This is a genomic window from Bacillus cereus group sp. MYBK139-1 (assembly GCF_051916915.1).
Lineage (GTDB): Bacteria > Bacillota > Bacilli > Bacillales > Bacillaceae_G > Bacillus_A > Bacillus_A pacificus.
On the sequence record NZ_JBQAHO010000004.1, the window covers coordinates 283,320 to 307,673 of the forward strand.

Genomic DNA, 24,354 nt, shown 5'->3' on the forward strand with positions numbered 1-24,354 from the left:
AGACAAGCTACATTGCTTTGAGGAAAAGTAGAAAGGTAGGTAAAATATGAGCATTGAAATATGGATTACTATTATTGTATTCTTCTTAACAATGATTGTTATCTTTTGGCGACCTCGTGGTTTAAATGAGGCGTGGCCGGCAGCAATTGGCGCTGGCATTATCCTGATTACTGGACTTGTATCAAAACCAGACGTCATGGACATTATTAGTAAAATTGGCGGTGCCTCCATAACAATATTAGCGACCATCGTTATGGCGGTAATATTAGAAAGCTTCGGCTTCTTCCACTGGTCCGCAGCGAAACTTGCAAACTTAGCAAAAGGCTCCGGGCGCCGCTTATACTGGTATATTCAATTATTATGTTTTCTTATGACTCTTTTATTTAATAACGATGGTAGTATTTTAATTACAACGCCAATTTTAATTCTTCTCCTAAAAAATCTTCAATTAAAACCGCATCAACAAATCCCTTATTTATTAAGCGGTGCTTTAATCGCTACTGCATCTAGTGCACCAATTGGTGTAAGTAATATCGTAAACTTAATCGCATTAAATATCGTGAATATGACTCTTTATATGCATACTGCTATGATGTTTGTACCTGCAACATTAGGACTATTGTTTATGTCATGGCTTATGTATACGGTTTTGAAGAAAAAACTTCCGAAAAAATTACCTGTTTCTTCATATGATATTGAAGAAATATTCTTCACGAAAAACTTTCATCCGTTAAAAGGAAAAAATTCAGTTGATACGAAACAAAAACGGACAAGGTTTATGCTAAAAGTATTAGGCTTCGTCTTCCTTATGCGCTGTCTTCTATTCGTTGCATCCTTCTTATCCATCCCAATCGAGATTGTTGCCGTACTCGGTTCACTCGTTCTTCTCATCTGGAGATGGTACTACTTACGAACGAACCCTGTCGACATTTTGAAAAAGACACCTTGGCACATTTTAATTTTTGCTTTCTCTATGTATGTCATTATTTACGGACTTCACAACGCAGGATTAACAGCAGCACTTGTCCAATGGCTTGAACCAGTTGTAAATCAGCATCTACTGTATGCTAGCTTTACAATGGGCGGACTCGTTTCCCTCCTCTCCAACGTCTTCAATAATCACCCTGCACTTATGATTGGTACCATTACGTTAACAGAAATGGGACTAGACCCAGTCACATTAAAAACTATCTACCTCGCAAACATTATTGGTAGTGACATCGGTTCACTATTATTACCAATCGGTACACTAGCTTCTCTCATTTGGATGTATATCCTGAAACAAAACAAAATTAAAGTAAAATGGAAAGACTATTTAAGTGTATCCCTTATTGTTATCCCGCTCACAACAGTTGTCACATTATTTCTCTTATTCTATTGGGTACATCTCTTCTTCGCCTTATAAAGTGAAACTTTAATCAGTGGAATCTCACTGCCCGCAAATAGCGGTATAAACAACAGAAGCCCGATTTGCTACCGTCTTAGCAAATCGGGCTTCTTCTATATTAAGTTAGGTACTACAGTGTGATCAATCAAGTAAAGAAGTGTAACGTGTTATTGGTATAAGTGACTACCCGTTTCTTTAAATTCTTTCGCTTTCTCTTTCATTCCTTTTTCAATTGCTTCTGTCGTTTCTAAATCATTTTCTTTTGCATATTCACGAATATCATGTGAAATTCTCATACTACAAAACTTCGGTCCACACATGGAACAGAAATGAGCCGTTTTCGCACCTTCTGCTGGCAATGTTTCATCGTGATACTCCATTGCACGTTCAGGATCTAAAGATAAATTAAATTGATCGCGCCAACGGAATTCAAAACGAGCTTTTGAAAGTGCATCATCACGCTGATGAGCCGTTTTGTGCCCTTTCGCCAGATCAGCTGCATGCGCAGCGATTTTGTACGTAATAACACCTTCGCGTACATCATCTTTATTCGGTAAACCTAAATGTTCTTTCGGCGTTACATAACAAAGCATCGCTGTTCCAAACCAGCCAATCATCGCAGCTCCAATTGCGGATGTAATATGGTCATAACCTGGTGCAATATCTGTCGTTAACGGCCCAAGTGTATAGAATGGCGCCCCCTGACAAATATCGAGCTCTTTCTCCATATTTTCTTTAATTAAATGCATCGGTACATGCCCAGGCCCTTCAATCATAACTTGCACATCATGTTTCCAAGCAATCTTCGTTAATTCACCAAGTGTTTCAAGCTCAGAGAACTGCGCTTCGTCATTTGCATCTGCAATCGAACCTGGACGTAATCCATCTCCAAGAGAGAACGAAACATCATACTGCTTCATAATTTCACAAATCTCTTCAAAATGAGTGTATAGGAAGTTTTCTTTATGATGGAATAAACACCACTGCGCCATAATTGAACCACCACGCGAAACGATACCTGTCGTACGCTTTGCAGTAATGGGAATGTAACGAAGTAATACACCAGCGTGAATCGTAAAGTAATCTACGCCTTGCTCCGCTTGCTCAATTAACGTATCACGATACACTTCCCACGTTAAATCTTCTGCAATTCCGTTTACTTTTTCAAGCGCTTGATAGATCGGTACAGTTCCAACTGGTACAGGCGCGTTACGAATAATCCACTCACGCGTCGTATGAATGTTTTTACCTGTAGATAAATCCATAATCGTATCTGCACCCCAGCGAGTAGCCCATGTCATCTTCTCTACTTCTTCCGCGATAGAAGAAGATACAGCAGAGTTTCCGATATTTGCATTCACCTTCACGTGGAAATTACGTCCGATAATCATCGGCTCTGCTTCCGGATGGTTAATATTTGCTGGTAAAATAGCGCGACCTTCCGCAATTTCCTTACGAACAAACTCCGGCTCTACTCCTTCACGAATCGCAACATATTCCATCTCAGACGTAATGATGCCATTACGTGCATAATGCATTTGCGTAACATTTGCACCTTGCTTCGCTCTAAGCGGTTTGCGATCCATCTGCGGGAAAACAGGTGTATGTTTCGAAGCCACCTTCACACCGTCATCCTCTGGTTTTACTTCGCGCCCTTCGTATGCCTCTACATCTCCGCGCTCTAGGATCCAAGAGTGGCGCGGCGTTGGAATCCCCTTCTCTAACTCGACTTTATACGCAGGATCTGTGTAAGGACCGCTTGTATCATACACACGAATTGGCGGATTCGGGACGCCATTTGTATCGCTTTGTTCAATCTCACGCATCGGTACTTTCATACCTTCTCGTGGTCCATCCACATACACTTTCTTACTTCCTGGTAAACTCGATTTCAATTCAATTTGCTCAGCTGAAACAGACTGTTTCATAACCTTTGTTGCCCCCCTGTACGTGACAAGGACGAGATATGGCCAGCGTATGCCAAAATAAAAAGAGCCAGGTCCATAAAAAAATAAGGACCTGGCTCATAAAAGACATCATTATGTAAAGCCGTTAACTTCCCTACGCTGGTACGAGCCAGATCAGGTCCAAAGGGTTAAGAAGTTCACGCGCTTCTCTCTCAGCCTACGCATACGTTAGGCACCCCTAGTTTATCACTGATTTAATTTTCAATACTTTCTCATCATACACGATAATCTGAAAAATGCAAAGTTTATTTCTTTTGTCGCTTATGGAATCATCCACGTTAAATAATATGCCTGTACATACGTCATAATACCAACAATAACTACGAAGAATAAACTATGCTTCACTGTAAAGCGGAATAAATCTGATTCTTTTCCAGCAAGTCCAACTGCTGCACAAGCAATGGCAATTGATTGCGGAGAAATCATTTTACCTGTTACACCGCCCGTTGTATTTGCTGCAACGAGAAGTACTTCAGATACACCGACTTGCTGCGCTGTAATTGCTTGTAAATTTGAGAATAATGCATTCGCTGACGTATCAGACCCTGTTAAGAATACGCCAATCCATCCTAAGAATGGTGAGAAGAACGGGAATAGTCCGCCAGTTCCTGCTAGTGCTAACGCTAGTGTAGAAGATAGCCCAGAATAGTTTGCGATAAATGCAAATCCTAATACGAATCCAATAGATAGAATTGGCATTTTTAATTCACTTAAAGTTTCTTTAAATGTTACTACTGCATCTTTTACACTCATTTTCAAAATAAACATGGAAATGATACAAGCAATTAAAATTGCTGTTCCCGTTGCTGATAATACATCAAACTTCAAAATTGCCTCGTAAGGCGTCGCTTTATTTACAATAGGCTCTGCTTTCATTACTAAATTGTGCAAGCCTGGAATTTCAAACTTAAATACAAGACTTTCTAACGCGCCTCCTGGAGCAAATAATGCTTTAAAGAAACTTTGACTCCAAATGACTACCATAACCGTTAATACGATAAATGGAGACCATGCCTTTACTACTTTTCCCAACGTTAATTTCGGCATCGATGCCGCTGTTGTTGCAGCTGCTTCTCTATTTGCTTGCCCAGATTGATAAATTTCTTTCGGTTGCCATACTTTTAAGAACAGCGCTAAACTAACTAAACTTACAAGTGCCGACGTAATATCCGGAAGTTCTGGTCCTAAGAATGTCGCTGTTATGAACTGCGTAATTGCAAATGAGCTACCTGCTACAAGTAAAGCAGGCCACGTTTGTCTTACCCCTTTCACCCCGTCCATTAAAAATACGATAAAGAATGGAACAAATAATGATAAGAACGGTAATTGATGTCCAGCCATTTGTCCAATTTTATGTGGATCAATACCTGTTACTTGTCCAGCAACTGTAATCGGAATTCCCATCGCTCCGAACGCTACTGGTGCTGTATTTGCAATTAAACAAAGACCTGCTGCATATAAAGGATTTAGCCCAAGGCCTGCAAGAAGCGCTGCTGTAATCGCTACTGGTGCACCGAATCCCGCTGCCCCTTCTAAAAATGCTCCGAATGAAAAACCGATTAAAATAACGAGTAAACGGTGGTCATTCGTAATGGATAATACAGATGCACGAATCACATCGAATTGACCTGTTTTCACAGATATTTTATATAAAAATACCGACATAATGATAATCCAAGCAATTGGCCATAGTCCGTATAAAAAACCATATCCAGTCGCTGCCATTGCCATCGTGAACGGCATCTTATAAGCGAATAATGCCACTAAAATTGTAAGTACAACTGTAATAAATCCTGCCACATACCCCTTCATGCGGAAAACTGCTAAAGCTAAGAAAAAAAAGATAATCGGAATAAGTGCTACCGCTGCCGAAATCCAAATGTTTCCGAACGGATCATAAACTTGTGTCCATGTGTTCATTGTTCTCTCCCCCTAAAGAATCCCCTTTTAAATAGAATAACCTCATCAATAGACTATCAGGTCATCATACCTTTCAGCCTAAAAATAAAAAAACGTTTAAGAAAACGTTTTCAATAACTTTCTTTTATACTGTACCATAACAATTTCCTTTTAAAAAGATTTTTTTGAAAATTTTATTATTTAACGAAAAAATCTTACAAAATCGTCACGTTCTTGTAATGTTCATCGATAGGAAGCTCGCCACATTTCCTGCATAATAAAGGTATAACAACGGATATTATTTATGAGGTGATATATATGAACGGAAACAAAATATTAGCAGCTTTATCATACTTTAGTGTATTATTTGCCCCTATCTTATTCCCGATTATTGTGTGGATTGTGGGAGATGCGGAAACGAAACCACATGCAAAACGTGCTCTATGGACACACATTATCCCAAGTATCGCTACATTCATTGGCATGATTATTTTAGGAGTTATGGGTCTTGGATCTGATCAACCGGATGTAACACTGGGCATCGGTACAATGATTGTCTTATGTATTTGCGGAATCATTAGCTTATACTACTTCATTTGGAACATCGTGAAAGGTATTAAAGTACTGAAAGCTTAATTTTAAACAAACGTTTGATTAATAAGAAAAAACCGTCCCAAAATACTTTTTGGGACGGTTTTTTATCTTCTGCGTTTCTTCTTTTTTCTCATCATTTTCTTACGGCGCGTATTCACTTTATCCGCTATAATGTGCAGCGTGCTTGCCACAACAATTCCCATTACGAACGTTACAATTTCAACCTCATGTTCCTTCGCCATTTCTATTAAATTCCCGTCAAGCGCGATTACATTTAATAGGAATAAAAACGGAGAAAACACAATTAACATGTATGCAATACGAATCACATCACCAAGTATAATTGTGTGTGTAAAAAAGGAACGATGCGGCATCACCTTCTTATACGGATACCAAAATATACGCAGGAATCCCCATTTATTATACGCATTACTATACGTATCTAAATCCGGTGTTAAAAATGTAGTACCTACTAAAAAGCCAATTGCAAAAGTTAATAAAAAATCAAAATTTGTTAGTCCATACGAAAAGAGCATAAACAAAACAACCGGAAGGGATATTAAGTTTATTTTCGTATGCGTTCTTCCTGATGGCATAATGCACTTCCTCGCTTACGTTCGCCCTGTCACCATGTGACAGTTCTCACCTATTGATCTAATTTCTGATCGATAAAGGATGTGTCTATATCCGAACCAAACCATTCTGCCAACTTCACTCGTGCCTTATCTTTTACATCATCATCGACGTATAGCGACGCTTGTAATAGCGCAGCCATTAACGCCCCTAAATCATCCGTATAACCAATTCCAGCAACGAAATCTGGAATTGCATCAATCGGTGCAATAAAATAAGCAAGTGCTCCAATTACAATAATTTTCACTCGTTTTGGAACATCTGGTTTCTGCAAAACGTAAAACAACAATAAACTTGCATAAATGACCGACTGCCCTGCCTGCTTTGCGACATGTTTTACTTTCTTCCAAAATGCTTCAACTGAAAATTTTTGCTCCATGTAAAAGCCTCCCTATTTTTTTAAAAGAAATAAGCTACAATATGTTTTCAGTAAAAGTTCATCAAAATTACACATAATCTATCAATGAACTTTCATTGTAACAAACAAACTCAAAAAGAACAAGTGTTCGTTAATTTTTACATACTTCCCTTCATATAATAGGTTTCTAGATAACCACTTACCCATTGTCATTTCTTATTTCTCAACAAGAAATTTTTCACTTTCACTTAACATTCTGCTCTACCTTTGTTATATTTTCTAGTTGACGGACATATAAACGAATGTTAAAGTTTTCTCTGGTAGTGACAAATCTCATACAAAAAATGTAAAATGTTATAGTGTTTCTCAGAAATGAATTTTGTTGTATAATACAGAAATGACGTTATGCTTATGAGTAACACAAGAAACTAAAAGGGTATGCATAGTTATAGTCGTATATGGGTGAATATAGAACCTCTAATTATGGCCAAGAAAACTATGTATTTTTTATTTTAGCATTTTTCGCTCCAAAATCGACCAAGCCTGATAGAGAAAGGGTGGAAATGAATGAAAGAAACCTTGAAATCACAATTTCAAAATGTGCGTTTCACTGCATTCGTAGCTTTAGCCTTATGGTTGAAGACATATCTTATTACACGCACAAGCTTTGATTTAAAACTTGAATCTTTCATGCAAGAATTCATTTTATTCCTGAGCCCATTAGCAGCATCATTACTGCTTGTTGGTCTTGCATTATTTGCAAAAGGGAAAAAACGTAATTATATAGCACTTGGAATTAATTTTGTCTTAACAATCGTTCTTGTTGGTAACGTAATGTTCTACGGATTCTACAATGACTTCGTTACTTTACCAGTACTAGGACAAACATCTAACTTCGGAAGTTTAGGTTCTAGTGTAAAAGAATTGTTTAACTACAAAATTATCCTTGCATTTGCTGATATTATCGTATTCTTCATTTTATTGAAGAAGATGAAGAATTTTGCACCGACAGAACGTGTAGCACGCCCAATGCGTTCCCTATACTTCGTGTCAACAATTGCTATTTTCTTCGCAAACTTAGGATTGGCAGAAGCTGAGCGTCCAGAACTATTAACACGTTCATTCGACCGCGTTATGCTTGTTAAAAACTTAGGTTTATATGTACACCAAGTGTATGATCTTGGCTTACAAGCAAAATCAAGTTCACAAAAAGCATTTGCTGACGGCAGTAAGTTACAGGAAACAGAGAACTACGTAAAAACAACGCAAAGCAAACCAGATCCAAATATGTTTGGTACTGCAAAAGGGAAGAACGTAATTGTTGTCTCTCTTGAGTCATTACAAACATTCTTAATTGGTGCAACAGTTAACGGACAAGAAGTTACACCATTCTTAAACCAATTTACGAAAGAAAGTTATTACTTTGATAACTTCTTCCATCAAACTGGGCAAGGAAAAACATCTGATGCTGAATTCTTAGTAGATACTTCAATGTATCCACTAGACCGTGGTGCTGTATTCTTCACACACGGTAACAACGAATATACAGCAACTCCAGAAATTTTACGTCAGCAAGGATACTACACTGCAGTATTCCACGCAAACAACGCAACATTCTGGAACCGTAACATTATGTATCCGGCACTTGGTTATGATCGTTACTACAACGAGCTTGACTATAAGATTACGCCAGAAACGAAATTAAACTGGGGATTAAAAGATATCGAGTACTTTGATCAATCTATCGATATGTTAAAACAAGTGAAGCAACCGTTCTATACTCGCTTCCTTACTTTAACAAACCATTACCCATTCACTTATGATGACAATACAAAATTAATTGACGAATACAATTCTGGTGATGGCGTATTTGACCGTTACATGGTAACAGCTCGCTACTTAGACGAAGCAATGAAACACTTTATTGAGCGTCTAAAAGCAGAAGGTATTTACGACAACTCAGTTATCGTATTCTACGGTGACCACTACGGTATTTCTGAAAACCATAACCGTGCAATGGCACAGTTCTTAGGAAAAGAAGAAATTACTGCATTTGACCATATGAACTTACAAAAAACACCGATGTTTATTCACGTTCCAGGTCAAAAAGAAGGTAAAACAATTTCAAAACCAACTGGTGAAATTGACATTAAACCAACTATTCTAAACTTACTTGGTGTAGACTCTACGAATGACGTTCGATTCGGTCATGATGTATTCTCACCTGATAATAAAGGATTCGTTGTTCTTCGTGATGGTAGCTTCGTTACAGATAAGTACATGTACACGAACAGTACATTCTACGACCGTGCTACTGGCGAAGTTGTACAACTGCCAAAAGAAGAATCTCAACCACTTATTGATCGTGCCCAAAATGAATTGAACATGTCTGACAAAATCATTGAGGGTGACTTACTTCGCTTCTCTGAAAGCAACAAGATCAAAACTGGTGAAGTAAAGACAGCTATTAAAGAAGAAAAGAAGAGCGCTGAGTAATCTCAGCCTCTTTTTTTATATTCCTCCATACAATTACTTATATTCATTAACTTTAACATTACATAAACTTTACCAAATATTCACATATAATTAATGAAGTATCCCTATAATAAAATATGTAAACGAGGTTCTATATATTTCTTATCTCTCATCTGTAATAAGATCCCTTAAAGAAATATGTGAATCGTTTATTTCTACTTTCTTATAATTGTCTTTCAATATGTTTTGTTTCCATACACAAAACATTCAATAAGACGATGTCCCTATGAAAGATAGCTACCCTCCTTGTGCAGCATTCCATAAGAATGTTGCTTTTTTTTATTTAAAAGCAGGATTCTTATTTCTTATTTTCGAATTTGTATATACGAAATGCTGTAAATCACTACCACTTCTCTACCATTTACAAATACATATACGTCATATGTAAAGAATTACTCACATAAAAATTACTGTAGTGATTTTTATTCCAAATGAATGAAAGCTTCACTTTACTTATGCACTTACGAAAGGATGGGACGAAAATTGGCATATGAAAGATTTGTACTTTGGAATGATGCAGTTATTGATACAACGAAACAAAAAACGTACATAGACCTTGAGGAAAGAGGCTTGCAATTTGGGGATGGTGTCTACGAGGTTATTCGTCTATATAAAGGGAACTTTCACTTATTAGATCCGCATATTACAAGATTATATCGCTCCATGGAAGAAATAGAATTAACACTCCCTTTCTCAAAAGCGGAACTGATTACCCTACTTTATAAACTAATCGAAAATAATAATTTCCACGAAGATGGAACGATTTATTTGCAAGTATCTCGTGGTGTACAAGCTCGTACCCATACGTTCTCATATGACGTCCCTCCAACAATCTATGCCTATATTACAAAGAAAGAAAGACCAGCGTTATGGATTGAATATGGTGTACGTGCCATATCAGAACCGGATACGCGCTGGCTACGCTGTGATATTAAATCATTAAATTTATTACCGAATATATTAGCTACTACGAAAGCGGAACGAAAAGGTTGTAAAGAGGCCCTTTTCGTACGAAATGGTACTGTAACTGAGGGAAGCCACTCTAACTTCTTTCTAATTAAAAACGGAACTCTTTACACACATCCAGCTAATCACCTTATTTTAAATGGCATTATTCGTCAATATGTCCTTTCTTTAGCGAAAACCCTTCGTATTCCAGTACAAGAAGAGCTTTTCAGCGTTCGTGATGTTTATCAAGCGGATGAATGCTTTTTTACAGGAACGACAATTGAAATTTTGCCGATGACTCATCTTGATGGAACCGCAATCCAAGATGGTCAAGTTGGCCCTATCACTAAAATGCTACAACGATCATTTTCTCAGAGTTTGTTACAATCCAATATGTCATCTTCTTAAACACGAATAATTTCTATCCTTTCTACATTCAATATATGTATTTAAATGGAAATCAAGGTATAGATTTATGCCTTGATTTTTTCTTGTAATCTTTTTGTCATATTCAGATTCCCGCATAAGTCTTGACAGTAATCGACATGCTCTTTAGAATTTTTAACAGTTGGTAAATATTTCTTCACTACATTACAGACAGAAAGGAATCGACAAATTATGAAAAAATACCTTGCCGGTCTTGCGGCAGTGTCTGTAGCAGGAGGAGCAGCACCTACACTTGATAGTGTTCAAGCTGCCCCTGAACAAAATACACAAAAAGCTGCTACAACTGTCCAAGCTTCTGCATCAAACAGCTCATCTTATAAGGTAAACGCTAGCGTATTACATGTTCGTGCAGGATCAAGTACTTCTCACGACATCATCTCGCGCGTTTATAACGGTCAATCACTAAACGTGATTGGCGAAGAAAATGGTTGGTACAAAATTAACATGAATGGCCAAACAGGCTTTGTTAGTGGCGAATTTGTATCAAAAAATGGTGCAAGCAATTCCAATGTAAGTACAACAGGCGGAAACAATAAAGTTACTGCTGATGTATTACGTGTACGTACTGCTCCTAACACTTCTAGTTCTGTTTCAGGACGTGTATATGCAGGACAAACATTAAACGTAATTGGCCAAGAAAATGGTTGGGTGAAAATCAACCATAATGGACAAGTTGGCTATGTAAGTGGCGAATTCGTATCTGGTGTTTCTGCTAATGCAGGTTCTTCAAACAACAATACGAATAATAACAACCAAGAATCTGTAAAACCAACAAGTGGAAACTATACAGTAAATGTATCTTCCCTTCGTGTTCGTACAGGTCCTAGCACTTCTCACACAACTGTAGGTTCTGTTACAAAAGGACAAGTCGTACAAGTTGTTGGCGAAGTTCAAGATTGGTTCAAAATCAATTATGCAGGCCAAACAGCTTACGTAAGTAAAGACTACGTAACAAAAGGCGGTTCTAGTGATAACGTTACACAAGGAAACAACCAAGATAACAAACAAGAACAAAATAATAATGTAACTGTTCAAACTGGCGGTACTTACGTTGTTAACGCAACATCTCTACGCGTACGTACAGGCCCTGCTACTTACCATAGCGTAATTGGTGGCGTATTAAATGGTACGACATTAAACGTAATTGGCTCTGAAGGTAGCTGGTTTAAAGTTAACTATCAAGGAAAAACAGGCTACGTTAGTAGCGAATTCATGAAATTCGTTAAAGGTGGCACTACTACTCCTGAGCAACCAAAACAACCTGAACAACCTAATCAAGGTGCAATTGGTGACTACTACATTAATGCTTCTGCCTTAAATGTACGTAGTGGTGAAGGTACAAATTATAGAATCATAGGCGCACTTCCACAAGGACAGAAGGTTCAAGTAATCTCTGAAAACTCTGGATGGAGCAAAATTAACTACAACGGCCAAACTGGTTATATCGGCACACGTTACCTTTCTAAAACACCAGTTGGTGGCGCAGTAGATAATAAGCCTAACAACAACCAAAATAACAATCAAAACAACAACAATAATAATAACAATACAAGCAATAATAGCGGTGACAGTTCTTCCGTACTTGCATATGCAAAATCAATGCAAGGTGTACCTTACGTTTGGGGCGGAACTTCTGCTACTGGTGTTGACTGCAGTGGTTACATCTACCACGTATTTAAGAAATTTGGTCATAACATTAGCCGTCAAAGTGTTGCAGGATATTGGGGTAGCCTACCACAAACTTCAAATCCACAACCAGGTGACTTAATTTATTTCCAAAACACTTATAAATCAGGTCCTTCTCATATGGGTATTTACCTTGGGGGCGGATCATTTATCCAAGCTGGAGATAAAGGTGTAGCAATCGCTTCGTTAAGTAACTCTTATTGGAAGAGCCATTTCTTAGGATACACGAAAGCACCTTAATTAATAGTTTTAAAGCCTTCTAGATTACTAGAAGGCTCTTTTTAATGTGTATAACCTATTTCCTAAAAAAAATAATGTATCTATTTTCCTATTTCATACACTATATTCTACAATAATGATCCATAACGTTATCATAATGTATATTTTTACATAAAAAACATAACCTATTTCATGTCTAATCATTTCATATGTGTTTTTTTGAAGAATTTTCTTTTTATTTAAACTTTTCGTTAGACGTTTGACCTCTGATGTCCATTATGATAAGTTACTTAAGATGTTATATTTGCAGAAGTATAGACAACTGTTTTATACATTTTTTTACTATGAGGAAGGAGCATACACTGCATGAATCTTTTATGGGGAATTGGCGGCGTGATTGGAGTATTAGCAATCGCTTTCTTACTATCTTCCAACCGCAAAGCTATTAATTGGCGCACGATTTTAATCGCGCTAGCATTACAAATGTCATTTTCATTTATCGTATTACGATGGGATGCCGGAAAAGCAGGTTTAAAACACGCTGCAGATGGCGTTCAAGGATTAATTAATTTTTCTTACGAGGGAATTAAGTTCGTTGCTGGGGATTTAGTCGACGCAAAAGGCCCTTGGGGATTTGTTTTCTTCATTCAAGCACTACTTCCAATCGTATTTATTAGTTCATTAGTTGCAATCTTATATCATTTCGGTATTATGCAGAAATTTGTCAGTGTCGTTGGTGGCGCATTAAGTAAACTTCTTGGAACTTCTAAAGCAGAAAGTTTAAACTCAGTAACAACTGTATTTTTAGGACAAACTGAAGCTCCAATCTTAATCAAACCTTACTTAGCACGTTTAACAAATAGTGAATTCTTCGCTATTATGGTAAGCGGTATGACAGCTGTTGCTGGATCAGTTCTTGTTGGCTATGCAGCAATGGGTATTCCGTTAGAACACTTATTAGCAGCAGCAATTATGGCAGCTCCATCGAGTCTATTAATTGCGAAACTAATTATGCCAGAAACAGAACAAGTAGATAATAACGTTGAACTTTCTACAGAGCGTGAAGATGCAAACGTTATTGACGCAGCAGCACGTGGTGCATCAGAAGGTATGCAACTTGTTATTAACGTAGCAGCAATGTTAATGGCTTTCATCGCATTAATTGCTTTATTAAACGGTTTATTAGGATTAATTGGCTCTCTGTTCCATATTAAACTTAGCCTTGATTTAATCTTCGGTTACTTACTATCACCATTTGCAATCTTAATCGGGGTTTCTCCTGGTGAAGCTGTACAAGCAGCAAGCTTTATCGGTCAAAAACTTGCAATCAACGAATTCGTTGCATACGCAAACTTAGGACCACATATGGCAGAGTTCTCTGCAAAAACAAATCTAATTTTAACATTCGCAATCTGTGGATTCGCAAACTTCTCTTCTATCGCAATTCAATTAGGTGTAACAGGAACATTAGCTCCTACTCGCCGTAAACAAATTGCACAATTAGGGATTAAAGCAGTTATCGCTGGTACATTAGCTAACTTCTTAAACGCAGCAGTTGCAGGTATGATGTTCCTATAAAATAAAGCAAGTCCCCTCTTTCTAAAGAGGGGACTTTTTATTTTCTCAGTATATATTAAATACTTTATGCCGAAATATAAAAACATTATGATACAATAATTAGTACGTCTGTTTATTTTTTCTTATAAAAGAGGGATACTACTTATTGTTGCTCTCTCAAAAAGAATGTAGTCATCCGGTCTATTTCTTAATAATTGCGCATACTACAAGTATCCTTGTATGAATTATCTTTAAGGAGGAAAGTTTTGTGAAAGATAACTTCTATAAAGTCCTCTCTATGTGGATTTTACAAATTTTATTTTATTTTACAACTGTACATGTAACGCAATATGAGCATGCTCTCATTTTTACAATTATATATGTAATTGTTAATGTACTATTTCTATTTTTGCCTGATAAAACTGCATTTGTTTTCTTCATATTAGGAACCATTATTTCGGTATTCTACCTATTCTACCAAGCATGGCTTTACTTATGGAGTACATCAGAACAATGGGAATACATTATTACTCACTTCCTAATGGCAGCAAATTTCTTCATTGTATATATCTCCACTCATCTATTAAAGAAGGTTATTCATGAAAATAAAGAATTAACCGAACGTGTGAGAACATTAGAACAATACATTGGAGAATCGAAATTATTAACAAGACAAGAATTCGAGAGACGCCAAGCATTATTAATCAATGCAATGAATCGTCGTAATGAAACAGGCGTTATGATTTATTTTGACTTCACTTCCTTTAGTAAATATACAAAGGAAAGTGTTATGGACCGTGTAGCTTCCTTATTAGTTGAAACGGTAAGAGCTGACTTTGACCTTGTTGCTGAGTATGATAACAGCACATTAGTCACTTTATTACAAAATACAAATGAAGCTGGTGCCGATATTGTAATGAACCGTCTACAGCCTAAAATGGAAAAATGGCTTGCAGATGAGGCCATTCAAGATATTAAGATTAAACGAGAACAAATCGCTACAAAAGGACAGAATTTATTATGATGACACTCGTTATACTTCTTTTATTCCTTCTATTTTGCGTACTCGTTTTTTGGATCAGCATCACATTTTCAATTAAGTATGTACTTATTTTTACAGCCTTTCTATTCTCTGGCTTACTCGTTTACTATTCTTTCTTAACACTCGCAGGTTTAGTTCACCGAAGTAGGAAACAAAAAGATCGTACGCTAGAACATTACCCAAGCGTCGATATTTTAATACCAGCTCACAATGAAGGCGTCGTGATTAAGGATACTTTAGAGGCGATGGCTAAGATTGAATATCCAGGCAAACTAACTGTTTATTTATTAAACGATAACTCGCAAGATGAGACACCTGAAATTGGTGACGATTTTGACAAAGCTTATGCTCATATTCGTCACATTCGCGTTCCACCTGGTGAACCAAAAGGAAAATCACGTGTATTAAACTATGGCCTTAGTATTTCAGATGGTGAATACTTCTGTGTTTATGATGCAGATAACCAGCCTGAACCACATGCACTGCGAATGCTTGTAGAACACGCTGAAACAACCGAGGATGCTGTTGGAGCTGTTGGGCATGTTCGTACTGTAAATGAAAAAAGAAACTGGCTAACACGAATGATTTCGTTAGAATTTCAAATCTTCCAGCTCCTTATGCAATCCGGACGCTGGTTACTATTCCAAACAGGTTCACTAACAGGAACAAACATGCTTCTTCGTCGCGCTGCATTAGAAGAGCTTGGCGGCTATGACCCTTATGCAATTGCTGAAGACGCTGAATTAACATTACGAATTACACAAAAAGGCTATCTCCTGCCAATCGTTCCAGAGTCAATTACATGGGAACAAGAACCTGAGCATTTAAAAATCCTTATTAAGCAGCGTACACGTTGGCTTCAAGGGAACTTGTACATTTTAGAAAAAATGTTTTCTTCATTAAGTTTCTTTAAAGGAAAACTGCTCGTCCATTCTTTACAACAAGTTTTAGTGTATGTTGTATTTTGGTTATTCTTAATCATTTCGAACGTTTGGTTTGTAATTGGGTTACTCGGGATATTCCAAATTCAATATAGCATTCCACTACTATTTATGTGGTATGTCGCATATGTTACATATGTTTCTCAATTATTTAGTGCCCAGAGTGTGGAACGAACCTTTACACCAACTAATATTTTTATTAGTGTTATCATGTACTTTACGTACGCACAGCTCTTTACGTACTTATTCATTCGTAGCTTAATTTTATACTTACGTGCAAAGAGCAAGAAACAAGTCATTGGCTGGGATAAAACTGTTCGATTCAAAAAAGACAAATAAAAATAAGCACAGAGCGCCGTATGCTCTGTGCTTATTTATTGCCGTATAAATTATATATCAGACAATACCCCTTAGCTGAAAGTAATTTCACGTCCATCCCCCAACGAACGATCGACCTTCATTTATATACGAAAAAGTGATTGCTATTTTTGTAGAACCAATTGCTTCTCTTGCTGCTCTTTGCGCGTTTCAGTCTTAGGTTCCGTGCTTTCTTGGACACTACGATGTGCCACACGTTTCAAACAAATATGCTTCCACTTTCTTTCGTAACGTTTCATTATTCTAGATGTCCCCCTTGAATGCGCTTTAAAACTATTTGAAATCGCTTACAGGAAATAATATAGCACATATATATAAACGTGACAACACATTTCCGACAATTTTTTGTCAAAAATATGAATAGAATCCGCAAGATATCGAACATTGTCGAAATGTATCGATTTTTATCGGTATAAAAGGCATACTACTAATATAGTAAAGTATTTTATTTCCCTTACTTGCAGTTAAAGTTCCTTCTATATAAAGTGAAACTTTAATCAGTAGGGGTTTCTTCATCCCCCACCTAACTTCTTTGCTTTCACTGAATTTTGAGGTGAGGTCTTACTGCCCATTAAAGCGGGATAAAAAAAAGAGCTGATACATAATCAACTCTTTTTCCTTCTATTATTTATGACGCTTCATACGACCTTCTTTTTGTAACTCTTTAAATAATGCTGCCATCATAAAGAAAATAACGAAGACGAATGGGAATGCTGCAATGATAGCTGCCGTTTGTAAGGCTTCTAATCCACCTACATATAATAAGATAGAAGCTAGAGCAGCTAAAACGATACCCCAGATCATTTTAATACGATTTGGTGGATTTAAACTACCATGTGTCGTTAACATCCCTAAAACGAATGTCGCTGAATCTGCAGATGTAATAAAGAATGTAGAAATAAGAAGAATAGCTAGAACAGATAACGCTGATCCAAAGCTTCCCATCTGATCAAACATAGCGAATAATCCTACTTCTGTTCCCATCTCTTTAATTTTTTCAAAGATATGTGCATCACCAAACAGTTCCATATGAATACCAGTCCCGCCGAAAACTGAGAACCAAAGAGCACCAATTATTGTCGGTACGAGTAACACACCGATAACAAATTCACGAATGGTACGCCCTCGTGAAACACGAGCAATAAATGTACCTACGAATGGTGACCATGCAATCCACCATGCCCAATAGAAAATTGTCCATGATTGAATCCATTGATTTCCGCCTTCATCTAATGGACTTAATCGGAAACTCATACTTGGCAATTCCTGAATATAAGAACCGATTGTCGAAGTGAAGTAATTCATAATAAAGTTTGTTGGACCTGCAAACAATACAATAATCATAAGTGCAAACGCAAAAATAATGTTTGTATTACTTAAATATTTAATTCCTTTATCAAGACCTGTTTGCGCAGATAACATAAATAATACTGTTACGATTGCAATAATAACTAACTGAGTCGTTAATGAGTTCGGGATAGAAGTTAAATAACTAACACCACCGGCAATTTGTTTTGCGCCAAGACCTAATGATGTTGCCACGCCAAACACAGTGGCGAAAACAGCTAACACATCAAATAAATGAGCAATGCGCCCATGGTCACCGCCCTTAAATAACGGTCCTACTGTCGCACTAATTGTACTTGCTTTTCCTTTTCTAAAAGTAAAGTAAGCAATACAAAGCGCTACAAATGCATATAGTCCCCACGGATGTAATCCCCAATGGAAAAATGAAAAACGCAGTGCAAGACGCGCACTTTCCTCAGTTGCACCTTCTCCAAACGGAGGCGCGTATAAATGGTTTAATGGTTCGGCAACGCCCCAGAACACTAAGCCGATACCCATACCCGCACTAAATAACATGGCAAACCATGTCATATAACTATAATCAGGTTCGTCATCATCTTTCCCTAAACGAATAGAACCGTATTTTGAAACAATTAAAAAGATAGACACACCTAAAATAATAGAAACAGAAATAATATAAAACCATCCAAACTTACTAACTAATGCAGTTTGAATTGCGGTTGTTACATTTCCTAAGCTACCTTTTCCAATAATAGATTCGGGAATAATCCCCCAAATTGTAAATGCAATACATAATGTTAATGAAACAATGAATGTTTTTGTCAGTTTCCTCATCAAATCCCCCTTCGTAGGTTTTACTTTTATAAATAACATTAATTCCGATATGTAAAATCGGATAGAAAACTATAATTTTGCGGTGATTTTCTTACTTTCACCTTCACCAACTAGAATTCTTATGGACAGCCTTACCTTCCGTATAACCTTTTCACTCTGCAAGAGCTATAAGATCGAAATACTGCTGTCAAATTGTGCGAGAAAAATGCGGATGGGAATGTATTTTCCCAAAAAAGGATGTGTTACAGATGTAAAAAAGGGCATTTTCCTTCCTTGCAACCCTTTCTTTTTGTAACAATTATGCGGTTTTTTTGCTAGTATATAGCACGTGTTTATAGTTTCACAAACGAAATGTTTATGTTTATATAACTATATTACCCATAAAACGGTAAAATACTCAAGGAATGTAATCGTTTAGTAAACATCATGTAACACTACTGTAATATTTTTATTTACGCCGAAAACAATATGTTGTATTAAATATTTTGAATATAAGTAGAAACCTAATAAACATATAGAATGAAAAACGCTTTCCTATATTTTTTGTTATATTACAGGATGTTAACGACTTATTACGAATGGTTTGTAATTGTGTGTTTTCCCCAAATCCGAAAAAATCTGTTGCTATAATGAGGACACGAAAACAAACGCAATGGAGGCTATCATGAAAAAATTAATTGGTATAGCAACAGCAGCAGTTTTTGGTCTTGGGATTTTCACATCATCTGCTAATGCAGAAACTGTTGTAACAACAGACGTACTAAATGTACGCGAAAACCCTACTACGGAATCAAAAGTTGTCGGTAAATTACTAAACGGTAATAAAATAGATGTTCAAAATACAGAGAACGGATGGTCAAAAATCACTTTAGATGGTAAAGACGCATTCGTAAGTGCAGAGTTCACTAAAAGCATCTACTACGTAACAGCTAACGTATTAAACGTACGTGCTGAAGCGAACACAAACTCAGAAATTCTTGGGACGCTTAAGAAAGATGATATGATCGAAACAACGAACCAAGTACAAAATGAGTGGTTACAATTCGAATATAACGGAAAAACAGCTTATGTTCACGTTCCTTTCTTAACAGGTACAGCACCTGTTATTGAGAAACAAGAACAACCTGCTCCTGCTAAAGCGCAAGCACCAGCTCAAGCACCTGCAGCACAAGCAAAAACAGCTGCTAAGCCTGCTGTAAAGGCTGCTGAAACTAACACACCTTCTGGTGGTCGTGAGTTAACAGTTGTAGCTACAGCATATACAGCTCATCCGAGCGAAAACGGTGGCACATATGGCGGCCGTGTATTAACTGCAATGGGTCATGACTTAACAGCGAACCCAAACATGAAAATGATCGCTGTTGACCCGAAAGTAATCCCATTAGGATCTAAAGTATGGGTAGAAGGTTACGGAGAAGCTATCGCTGGAGATACTGGCGGTGCAATTAAAGGTAACCGTATCGACATCCTACTTGGATCAGATAGCGCTGCTCAAAAATGGGGACGCAAAACTGTTAAAGTGAAAATTTTAAAATAACCAATGACTGCTGAAGCCAGTTCTCTTTGTTGAGAGCTGGCTTTTATTTTTTTATCCCACTTTAATGGGCAGTAAGACCCCACCTCAAAATTCAGCGAAAGCAAAGAAGTTAGGTGGAGATCAACTGCCCATAAAAGTCCGATTGGTGAGGGCTGATAATCAGTGTGGGATAAAGAAAACCCCCACTGATTAAAGTTTCACTTTATAATAGCCATAAGGAGGTTATGTCCATGAATGTACAAGCAAAAGTAGACTGGATCGGTACACCAAAACCATATATATATAAGGATGAAGTAACATACGACGCTACTTCCATTGATTTCTCACTCGCTGACGACGACAATCGATATAAATTAATTGTGCTCAAGTCTGAAGATAATACACATTACAAATTTGTCCAATATGGAATCAAACCTGGCTCACAAAAGCCATTCCCTATCGATATTCCATTCGAACAAAACATGTTACCAATTATAGAGCAAATATTACATGATCCATATGTACAAGCGATATTAAAGGAAACGCGCTTCTAATCGAAAAAAGACTATCTCAATCATGAGATAGTCTTTTGCATTAATGAGTTGGACCAGATACTTCCTCTGATTTCAACGTATTATTCGCTCCAAGAGAATGGTACAATATCTTTCCATTTCCATTCACAGTAACGATATGATCATTATTAAAGCTTTTGAACTTCACAGAGCCATCACCGTAAAGAATATGATACTCTTCATATGTCGTTACTTTATATTTCGTAGCACTTTGACGCTCTACATTACGAATTTCCATTGTTAATAAATCTTCTGTAATTCCTTTTTTGTGTAAATACTGTATATAATCACGGTCTTCCTTATACGATTTCCCGCTCTTATCATAATTATTTTCAATTAAGCTAAAATCATTTAATGAAATCGCACGCACATTATCATAAATATGATTTCGTACAAAGTCACCAACAGCCGAACTTGATGTTTCTTTCGGGAATTTTAAGTAATACGTGCTTTGGTCTCCAATTTTAACACTTTCAGATTTCATCACACCAAAATCAGTAGTTTTCTCTAAATGTACTTCTACTGTTTCATCTGTGGATACAGGACCAAGCTTATAACTTCCATAGCTTAATTTTCCACGTTTTTTTCCATTCACAAATACAGTTGCATCATTTTCATCAGAAGAAATGGTTACATAATTTCCTTCTAATGATAATGTAACATCCACTTTCGCCTCTTTTTCATCTGCCAAGTCCACTTCTTTTTCTGTTTCTAACTCAGTTAGTTCCGTCTTCGCTTTTGCCTTTACAACGTAAGACCCAGGGAAATATGGACCAACTTCTTTTGAAGCTTTATCACTTGATAGGTCTATCTCTTTCTTATCATTCACATATATTTCAGCACTTTTCGCAGTTGTGCTTACATTCATGTAATAAGATTTCATGTTAAATTTATATTTTGGATATAAGAACCATTCTTTCCCGTCTTCTATAATTTGACCATCTTTAAATGATGCTTTATCGCTTGCTAGTTCTTGATCCACTGTCTCTCTTTGTAAATAAGATAGCAGTTCTTTATTATAAGAAGGATTTTCTTTTAAATAACGGATATATCCTTTAATATCGTCAACTTTCACTTTCAAACTCGGATCATCTACTTTTACAAACTCATCAATTGCATTCGCATCTTTCTTTTGGAATGCTTCAATCATAGCATTGACCTGCTTTTCTTTTGAAAACTTGCTTGCTCCAAATTTATACGCACCAAACAATATAGCAAAGATAACAACAAAGCCTATAAGTAACATTATATTTTTCTTACTTTTCACTGGCTTTATTTCTCGTTGTACTTCTGAACGAGAAGAAGCTGCCTGATCAGCAATTACATCTACCTTACTTCCACACTCGGAACAAAAGTTCAAATGATCTGCAACTTGTTTATTACATTTCCCACAAAACTTCAAATGGCTCTCCCCCTTATTTTTTCCCTAACTTCATACCGGCGAATGCTAATGCGTAAGAAAGAAGAAAACTACCTACTATTAAATACAGCGTGCTACTTTGAATAGAAAACAACGGACCGGAAATCCCAGCAAATTCTTTCATCACTTCTTTACTCCCTGAGGCCTCAACATGAATTTTGGCCAATCCATTTACACAAAGCATCATCACAGTATACACCACACTAAACACAGCGATAGTTACGTACATATTTTTCATCGGATATTGAGCCAATTTCATCCCAGCTCTAAATAGTAAAATGCATGGTAATACAATTAATAATCCCCACCAATGCATATAGGAATTGAAATCCTCAATTTCTTTTACTCGTTTAAAATTAGCCCCATTAGCTACTTCCAGATCTTTTAATGACGTACCATTTATTGATATTCCTGATGTATAAGATAAATGCAATGGCCCTTTTTCCATTGCGTATCTTCTCATTTCTCTATCCATATCTCCCCACTCAATTGCTGTTGGAGCAAAGTGAGCCATATTCCACATGTATGGTGTTGCTTCTAATGAAATGAATGTTTTATATGTTTTCTCTGGAAAATCAATTGGTCCCACTGACTTTGAACTGCTAAATAAAATTGTAATAAGTATAATACCAAATGTAATAAGCAATCCTTTTAATACAGTTACCACACTATAATAAATAGATGTTGCATATGGAATACTTCGACTTATAGAAGATAATAGACGGTGTGGCCCGGCTTGAATACACATACCAATAAAGGTAAATAATAAACCAAATATAATGCCATACAATAAACTACTAACATGTGAATAACCAATACTGATTGTCATCGTTTTATAGAATTGAGAAATTGTCGTAGAAGAACTTGCGATAAAGCTGACAATACACAAGAAAATTCCATATACGATACCGATAACACTCGATGTTAGTAACTTCTCACGCCAAATAGCAGAAGGGTTGCTTTTCTCTACAAAGAATCCAATTCCACCTAATATAAGTGCCGGAATTGCTAACAAGATGAACAATGGGAAATGAAGGATAAATGAAATCGCATATTCCCCGCTCCCACTAACTTCAAGGCCTATTAAATGATACATTAAAATTAATGGTGCTATGCCAACGAAAGATTGATTAACAGTATCCATATTCAGCATACCGTTCATCTTTGTAAGCATCGTTCTCACTAGGTCATTAATCGCCGCATCGACAATTAGGCTACCAATCCAACCGGCTACAAACATACATGCAATTGCAAGCCCACCACCAAGTAAACCTTTTTTCAAAGTGCTTCCAGATGGACTTACATGCAATTGTAAACCTTCGTCTGGTAATCTTGTTTTCATTTCTTTTTTTATAATACCTAATAAGGAATCCCCGCATTTCTCACAATATGTGGCAGTCCCTTTACTTTCCACTCCACAAGTTCGGCAATACTTTGAGTCTTTCGGTGCTAACGTAACTTCACTTTCTACACTGCCTGTACTTGATCCATCATGTGTACAATAATTCGCTACATCCGATTGTTCTAAACCACAAGTTTTACAATACATGTTCCTCACTCCTTACTTTGCTTCATACCACAAACTGGACAGAATGTAGCTTCTGTTGCAATTTGTTCACCACATGAAGTACATGATTCACTTTCATCATTTTTTGATTGAAGGAGTAACTCATTCTCTTTCCCACACTGTCCACAAAACTTATCATTTACTGATAAGGGACCGCCACAGCTACACTGCCCTTTCTGTCCTTGATTCTGTAAATTAGCTATTTGCTTACGCGTGTTATAAATAGCTATATCCAGCTCTTGTACTGGTTCTATAATATTTTTTAACACATCTACTCGAACTTCATCATTGCGGAGTTGCATATAGGCCATTTGACCAAGTTCCAGCAAAATTTCCGTTTTCGCCTGTAGTTTCTCTTGCGTAATTTTCTTTAATTGCGCAACCTCTTGAGCTACTTGTAATTTCATCTTCCCTTGCTCGATTCCCTCTTGCAATTTGTTCATACCGCTACCAAACTTCGATTGTAAATCTGACAAAACCTAATCCCTCCATAAATATATAGTAATATACGAAATTAACATTTTATATATTACCATGATTTTCAAG

General features: G+C 36.8%; 18 protein-coding genes and 1 riboswitch. Of the genes, 10 read left to right on the top strand and 8 right to left on the bottom strand.

Going from position 1 to position 24,354, the window contains the following annotated elements; all coding sequences use genetic code 11:
* Positions 1-46: 46 nt before the first annotated feature.
* Positions 47-1,405, top strand: coding sequence for an arsenic transporter (locus tag ACTFRS_RS22030; protein ID WP_139868399.1), 1,359 nt, complete (start codon positions 47-49; stop codon positions 1,403-1,405).
* 149 nt (positions 1,406-1,554) lie between these two features.
* Here ACTFRS_RS22030 and thiC read toward each other — a convergent pair whose 3' ends face one another.
* Together thiC and lldP are read right to left on the bottom strand one after the other, a co-directional pair.
* A complete protein-coding gene (gene thiC, locus ACTFRS_RS22035; RefSeq protein WP_242293933.1) occupies positions 1,555-3,315 on the bottom strand; it encodes a phosphomethylpyrimidine synthase ThiC in 1,761 nt (586 codons plus the stop codon).
* A 113-nt stretch (positions 3,316-3,428) separates the two neighbouring features.
* Positions 3,429-3,544: riboswitch (TPP riboswitch) on the bottom strand.
* A gap of 71 nt (positions 3,545-3,615) precedes the next feature.
* Entirely contained in the window at positions 3,616-5,274 is a 1,659-nt protein-coding gene (gene lldP / locus ACTFRS_RS22040; RefSeq protein WP_242293934.1) for an L-lactate permease, read from the bottom strand.
* Positions 5,275-5,571: 297 nt separating this feature from the next.
* Here lldP and ACTFRS_RS22045 point away from each other — a divergent pair, with 297 nt between their 5' ends.
* Positions 5,572-5,889 carry a DUF4870 domain-containing protein gene (locus tag ACTFRS_RS22045; protein WP_061529301.1) on the top strand — a complete coding sequence of 106 codons (318 nt, stop codon included), beginning with the start codon at positions 5,572-5,574 and terminating at the stop codon, positions 5,887-5,889.
* Between the two features lie 62 nt (positions 5,890-5,951).
* Here the strand turns inward: ACTFRS_RS22045 and ACTFRS_RS22050 are convergent, their stop codons facing one another.
* Positions 5,952-6,443 carry a metal-binding protein gene (locus ACTFRS_RS22050; protein WP_001139083.1) on the bottom strand — a complete coding sequence of 164 codons (492 nt, stop codon included), beginning with the start codon at positions 6,441-6,443 and terminating at the stop codon, positions 5,952-5,954.
* Between the two features lie 50 nt (positions 6,444-6,493).
* Positions 6,494-6,859: a YkvA family protein gene (locus tag ACTFRS_RS22055; RefSeq protein ID WP_000435502.1), complete on the bottom strand. Its 366-nt coding sequence runs from the start codon at positions 6,857-6,859 to the stop codon at positions 6,494-6,496.
* Between the two features lie 546 nt (positions 6,860-7,405).
* Between ACTFRS_RS22055 and ACTFRS_RS22060 the strand changes: the two genes are divergently transcribed.
* The 6 genes from ACTFRS_RS22060 (at position 7,406) to ACTFRS_RS22085 (ending at position 16,552) form a co-directional block, all read left to right on the top strand.
* Positions 7,406-9,334 (top strand): LTA synthase family protein, encoded by a 1,929-nt coding sequence (locus ACTFRS_RS22060; RefSeq protein WP_016718951.1) that lies wholly within the window; start codon positions 7,406-7,408, stop codon positions 9,332-9,334.
* 510 nt (positions 9,335-9,844) lie between these two features.
* Positions 9,845-10,729 carry a D-amino-acid transaminase gene (locus ACTFRS_RS22065; RefSeq protein WP_049112924.1) on the top strand — a complete coding sequence of 295 codons (885 nt, stop codon included), beginning with the start codon at positions 9,845-9,847 and terminating at the stop codon, positions 10,727-10,729.
* A 210-nt stretch (positions 10,730-10,939) separates the two neighbouring features.
* Positions 10,940-12,694, top strand: a complete 1,755-nt coding sequence (locus ACTFRS_RS22070) for a C40 family peptidase (protein WP_139868405.1) — start codon at positions 10,940-10,942, stop codon at positions 12,692-12,694.
* Between the two features lie 345 nt (positions 12,695-13,039).
* Positions 13,040-14,251 carry a NupC/NupG family nucleoside CNT transporter gene (locus tag ACTFRS_RS22075; RefSeq protein WP_440025018.1) on the top strand — a complete coding sequence of 404 codons (1,212 nt, stop codon included), beginning with the start codon at positions 13,040-13,042 and terminating at the stop codon, positions 14,249-14,251.
* Positions 14,252-14,498: 247 nt separating this feature from the next.
* Entirely contained in the window at positions 14,499-15,254 is a 756-nt protein-coding gene (locus ACTFRS_RS22080; protein WP_431085078.1) for a dGTP triphosphohydrolase, read from the top strand.
* Positions 15,251-16,552 (top strand): glycosyltransferase family 2 protein, encoded by a 1,302-nt coding sequence (locus ACTFRS_RS22085; RefSeq protein WP_000988770.1) that lies wholly within the window; start codon positions 15,251-15,253, stop codon positions 16,550-16,552. The genes ACTFRS_RS22080 and ACTFRS_RS22085 overlap by 4 nt, the downstream gene beginning before the upstream one ends.
* Positions 16,553-17,215: 663 nt before the next feature.
* Here the strand turns inward: ACTFRS_RS22085 and opuD are convergent.
* A complete protein-coding gene (gene opuD, locus ACTFRS_RS22090) occupies positions 17,216-18,733 on the bottom strand; it encodes a glycine betaine transporter OpuD (protein WP_001229108.1) in 1,518 nt (505 codons plus the stop codon).
* 664 nt (positions 18,734-19,397) lie between these two features.
* Between opuD and ACTFRS_RS22095 the strand changes: the two genes are divergently transcribed.
* Together ACTFRS_RS22095 and ACTFRS_RS22100 are read left to right on the top strand one after the other, a co-directional pair.
* Complete coding sequence (locus ACTFRS_RS22095; protein ID WP_242293937.1) at positions 19,398-20,270, top strand: cell wall-binding protein EntA; 873 nt, start codon at positions 19,398-19,400, stop codon at positions 20,268-20,270.
* Positions 20,271-20,500: 230 nt separating this feature from the next.
* A complete protein-coding gene (locus ACTFRS_RS22100) occupies positions 20,501-20,803 on the top strand; it encodes a DUF3910 family protein (RefSeq protein ID WP_016718955.1) in 303 nt (100 codons plus the stop codon).
* A gap of 40 nt (positions 20,804-20,843) precedes the next feature.
* Here ACTFRS_RS22100 and ACTFRS_RS22105 read toward each other — a convergent pair whose 3' ends face one another.
* Genes ACTFRS_RS22105 through ACTFRS_RS22115 form a run of 3 tightly spaced genes read right to left on the bottom strand, consistent with a single transcriptional unit; the run spans position 20,844 to position 24,284 of the window.
* Entirely contained in the window at positions 20,844-22,223 is a 1,380-nt protein-coding gene (locus tag ACTFRS_RS22105; RefSeq protein WP_440025016.1) for a zinc ribbon domain-containing protein, read from the bottom strand.
* Positions 22,224-22,236: 13 nt separating this feature from the next.
* Complete coding sequence (locus tag ACTFRS_RS22110; protein ID WP_139868414.1) at positions 22,237-23,790, bottom strand: hypothetical protein; 1,554 nt, start codon at positions 23,788-23,790, stop codon at positions 22,237-22,239.
* 5 nt (positions 23,791-23,795) lie between these two features.
* Positions 23,796-24,284 (bottom strand): zinc ribbon domain-containing protein, encoded by a 489-nt coding sequence (locus ACTFRS_RS22115; RefSeq protein WP_139868416.1) that lies wholly within the window; start codon positions 24,282-24,284, stop codon positions 23,796-23,798.
* Between the last annotated feature and the right edge of the window lie 70 nt (positions 24,285-24,354).

Coding starts and splice junctions, on each gene's coding strand:
- opuD (WP_001229108.1), bottom strand. CDS start 18,733: ATGAGGAAACTGACAAAAACATTCATTGTTTCATTAACATTATGTATT.
- thiC (WP_242293933.1), bottom strand. CDS start 3,315: ATGAAACAGTCTGTTTCAGCTGAGCAAATTGAATTGAAATCGAGTTTA.
- ACTFRS_RS22030 (WP_139868399.1), top strand. CDS start 47: ATGAGCATTGAAATATGGATTACTATTATTGTATTCTTCTTAACAATG.
- ACTFRS_RS22070 (WP_139868405.1), top strand. CDS start 10,940: ATGAAAAAATACCTTGCCGGTCTTGCGGCAGTGTCTGTAGCAGGAGGA.
- ACTFRS_RS22085 (WP_000988770.1), top strand. CDS start 15,251: ATGATGACACTCGTTATACTTCTTTTATTCCTTCTATTTTGCGTACTC.
- ACTFRS_RS22110 (WP_139868414.1), bottom strand. CDS start 23,790: ATGTATTGTAAAACTTGTGGTTTAGAACAATCGGATGTAGCGAATTAT.
- ACTFRS_RS22065 (WP_049112924.1), top strand. CDS start 9,845: ATGGGACGAAAATTGGCATATGAAAGATTTGTACTTTGGAATGATGCA.
- ACTFRS_RS22075 (WP_440025018.1), top strand. CDS start 13,040: ATGAATCTTTTATGGGGAATTGGCGGCGTGATTGGAGTATTAGCAATC.
- ACTFRS_RS22095 (WP_242293937.1), top strand. CDS start 19,398: ATGAAAAAATTAATTGGTATAGCAACAGCAGCAGTTTTTGGTCTTGGG.
- ACTFRS_RS22055 (WP_000435502.1), bottom strand. CDS start 6,859: ATGGAGCAAAAATTTTCAGTTGAAGCATTTTGGAAGAAAGTAAAACAT.
- lldP (WP_242293934.1), bottom strand. CDS start 5,274: ATGAACACATGGACACAAGTTTATGATCCGTTCGGAAACATTTGGATT.
- ACTFRS_RS22050 (WP_001139083.1), bottom strand. CDS start 6,443: ATGCCATCAGGAAGAACGCATACGAAAATAAACTTAATATCCCTTCCG.
- ACTFRS_RS22045 (WP_061529301.1), top strand. CDS start 5,572: ATGAACGGAAACAAAATATTAGCAGCTTTATCATACTTTAGTGTATTA.
- ACTFRS_RS22060 (WP_016718951.1), top strand. CDS start 7,406: ATGAAAGAAACCTTGAAATCACAATTTCAAAATGTGCGTTTCACTGCA.
- ACTFRS_RS22100 (WP_016718955.1), top strand. CDS start 20,501: ATGAATGTACAAGCAAAAGTAGACTGGATCGGTACACCAAAACCATAT.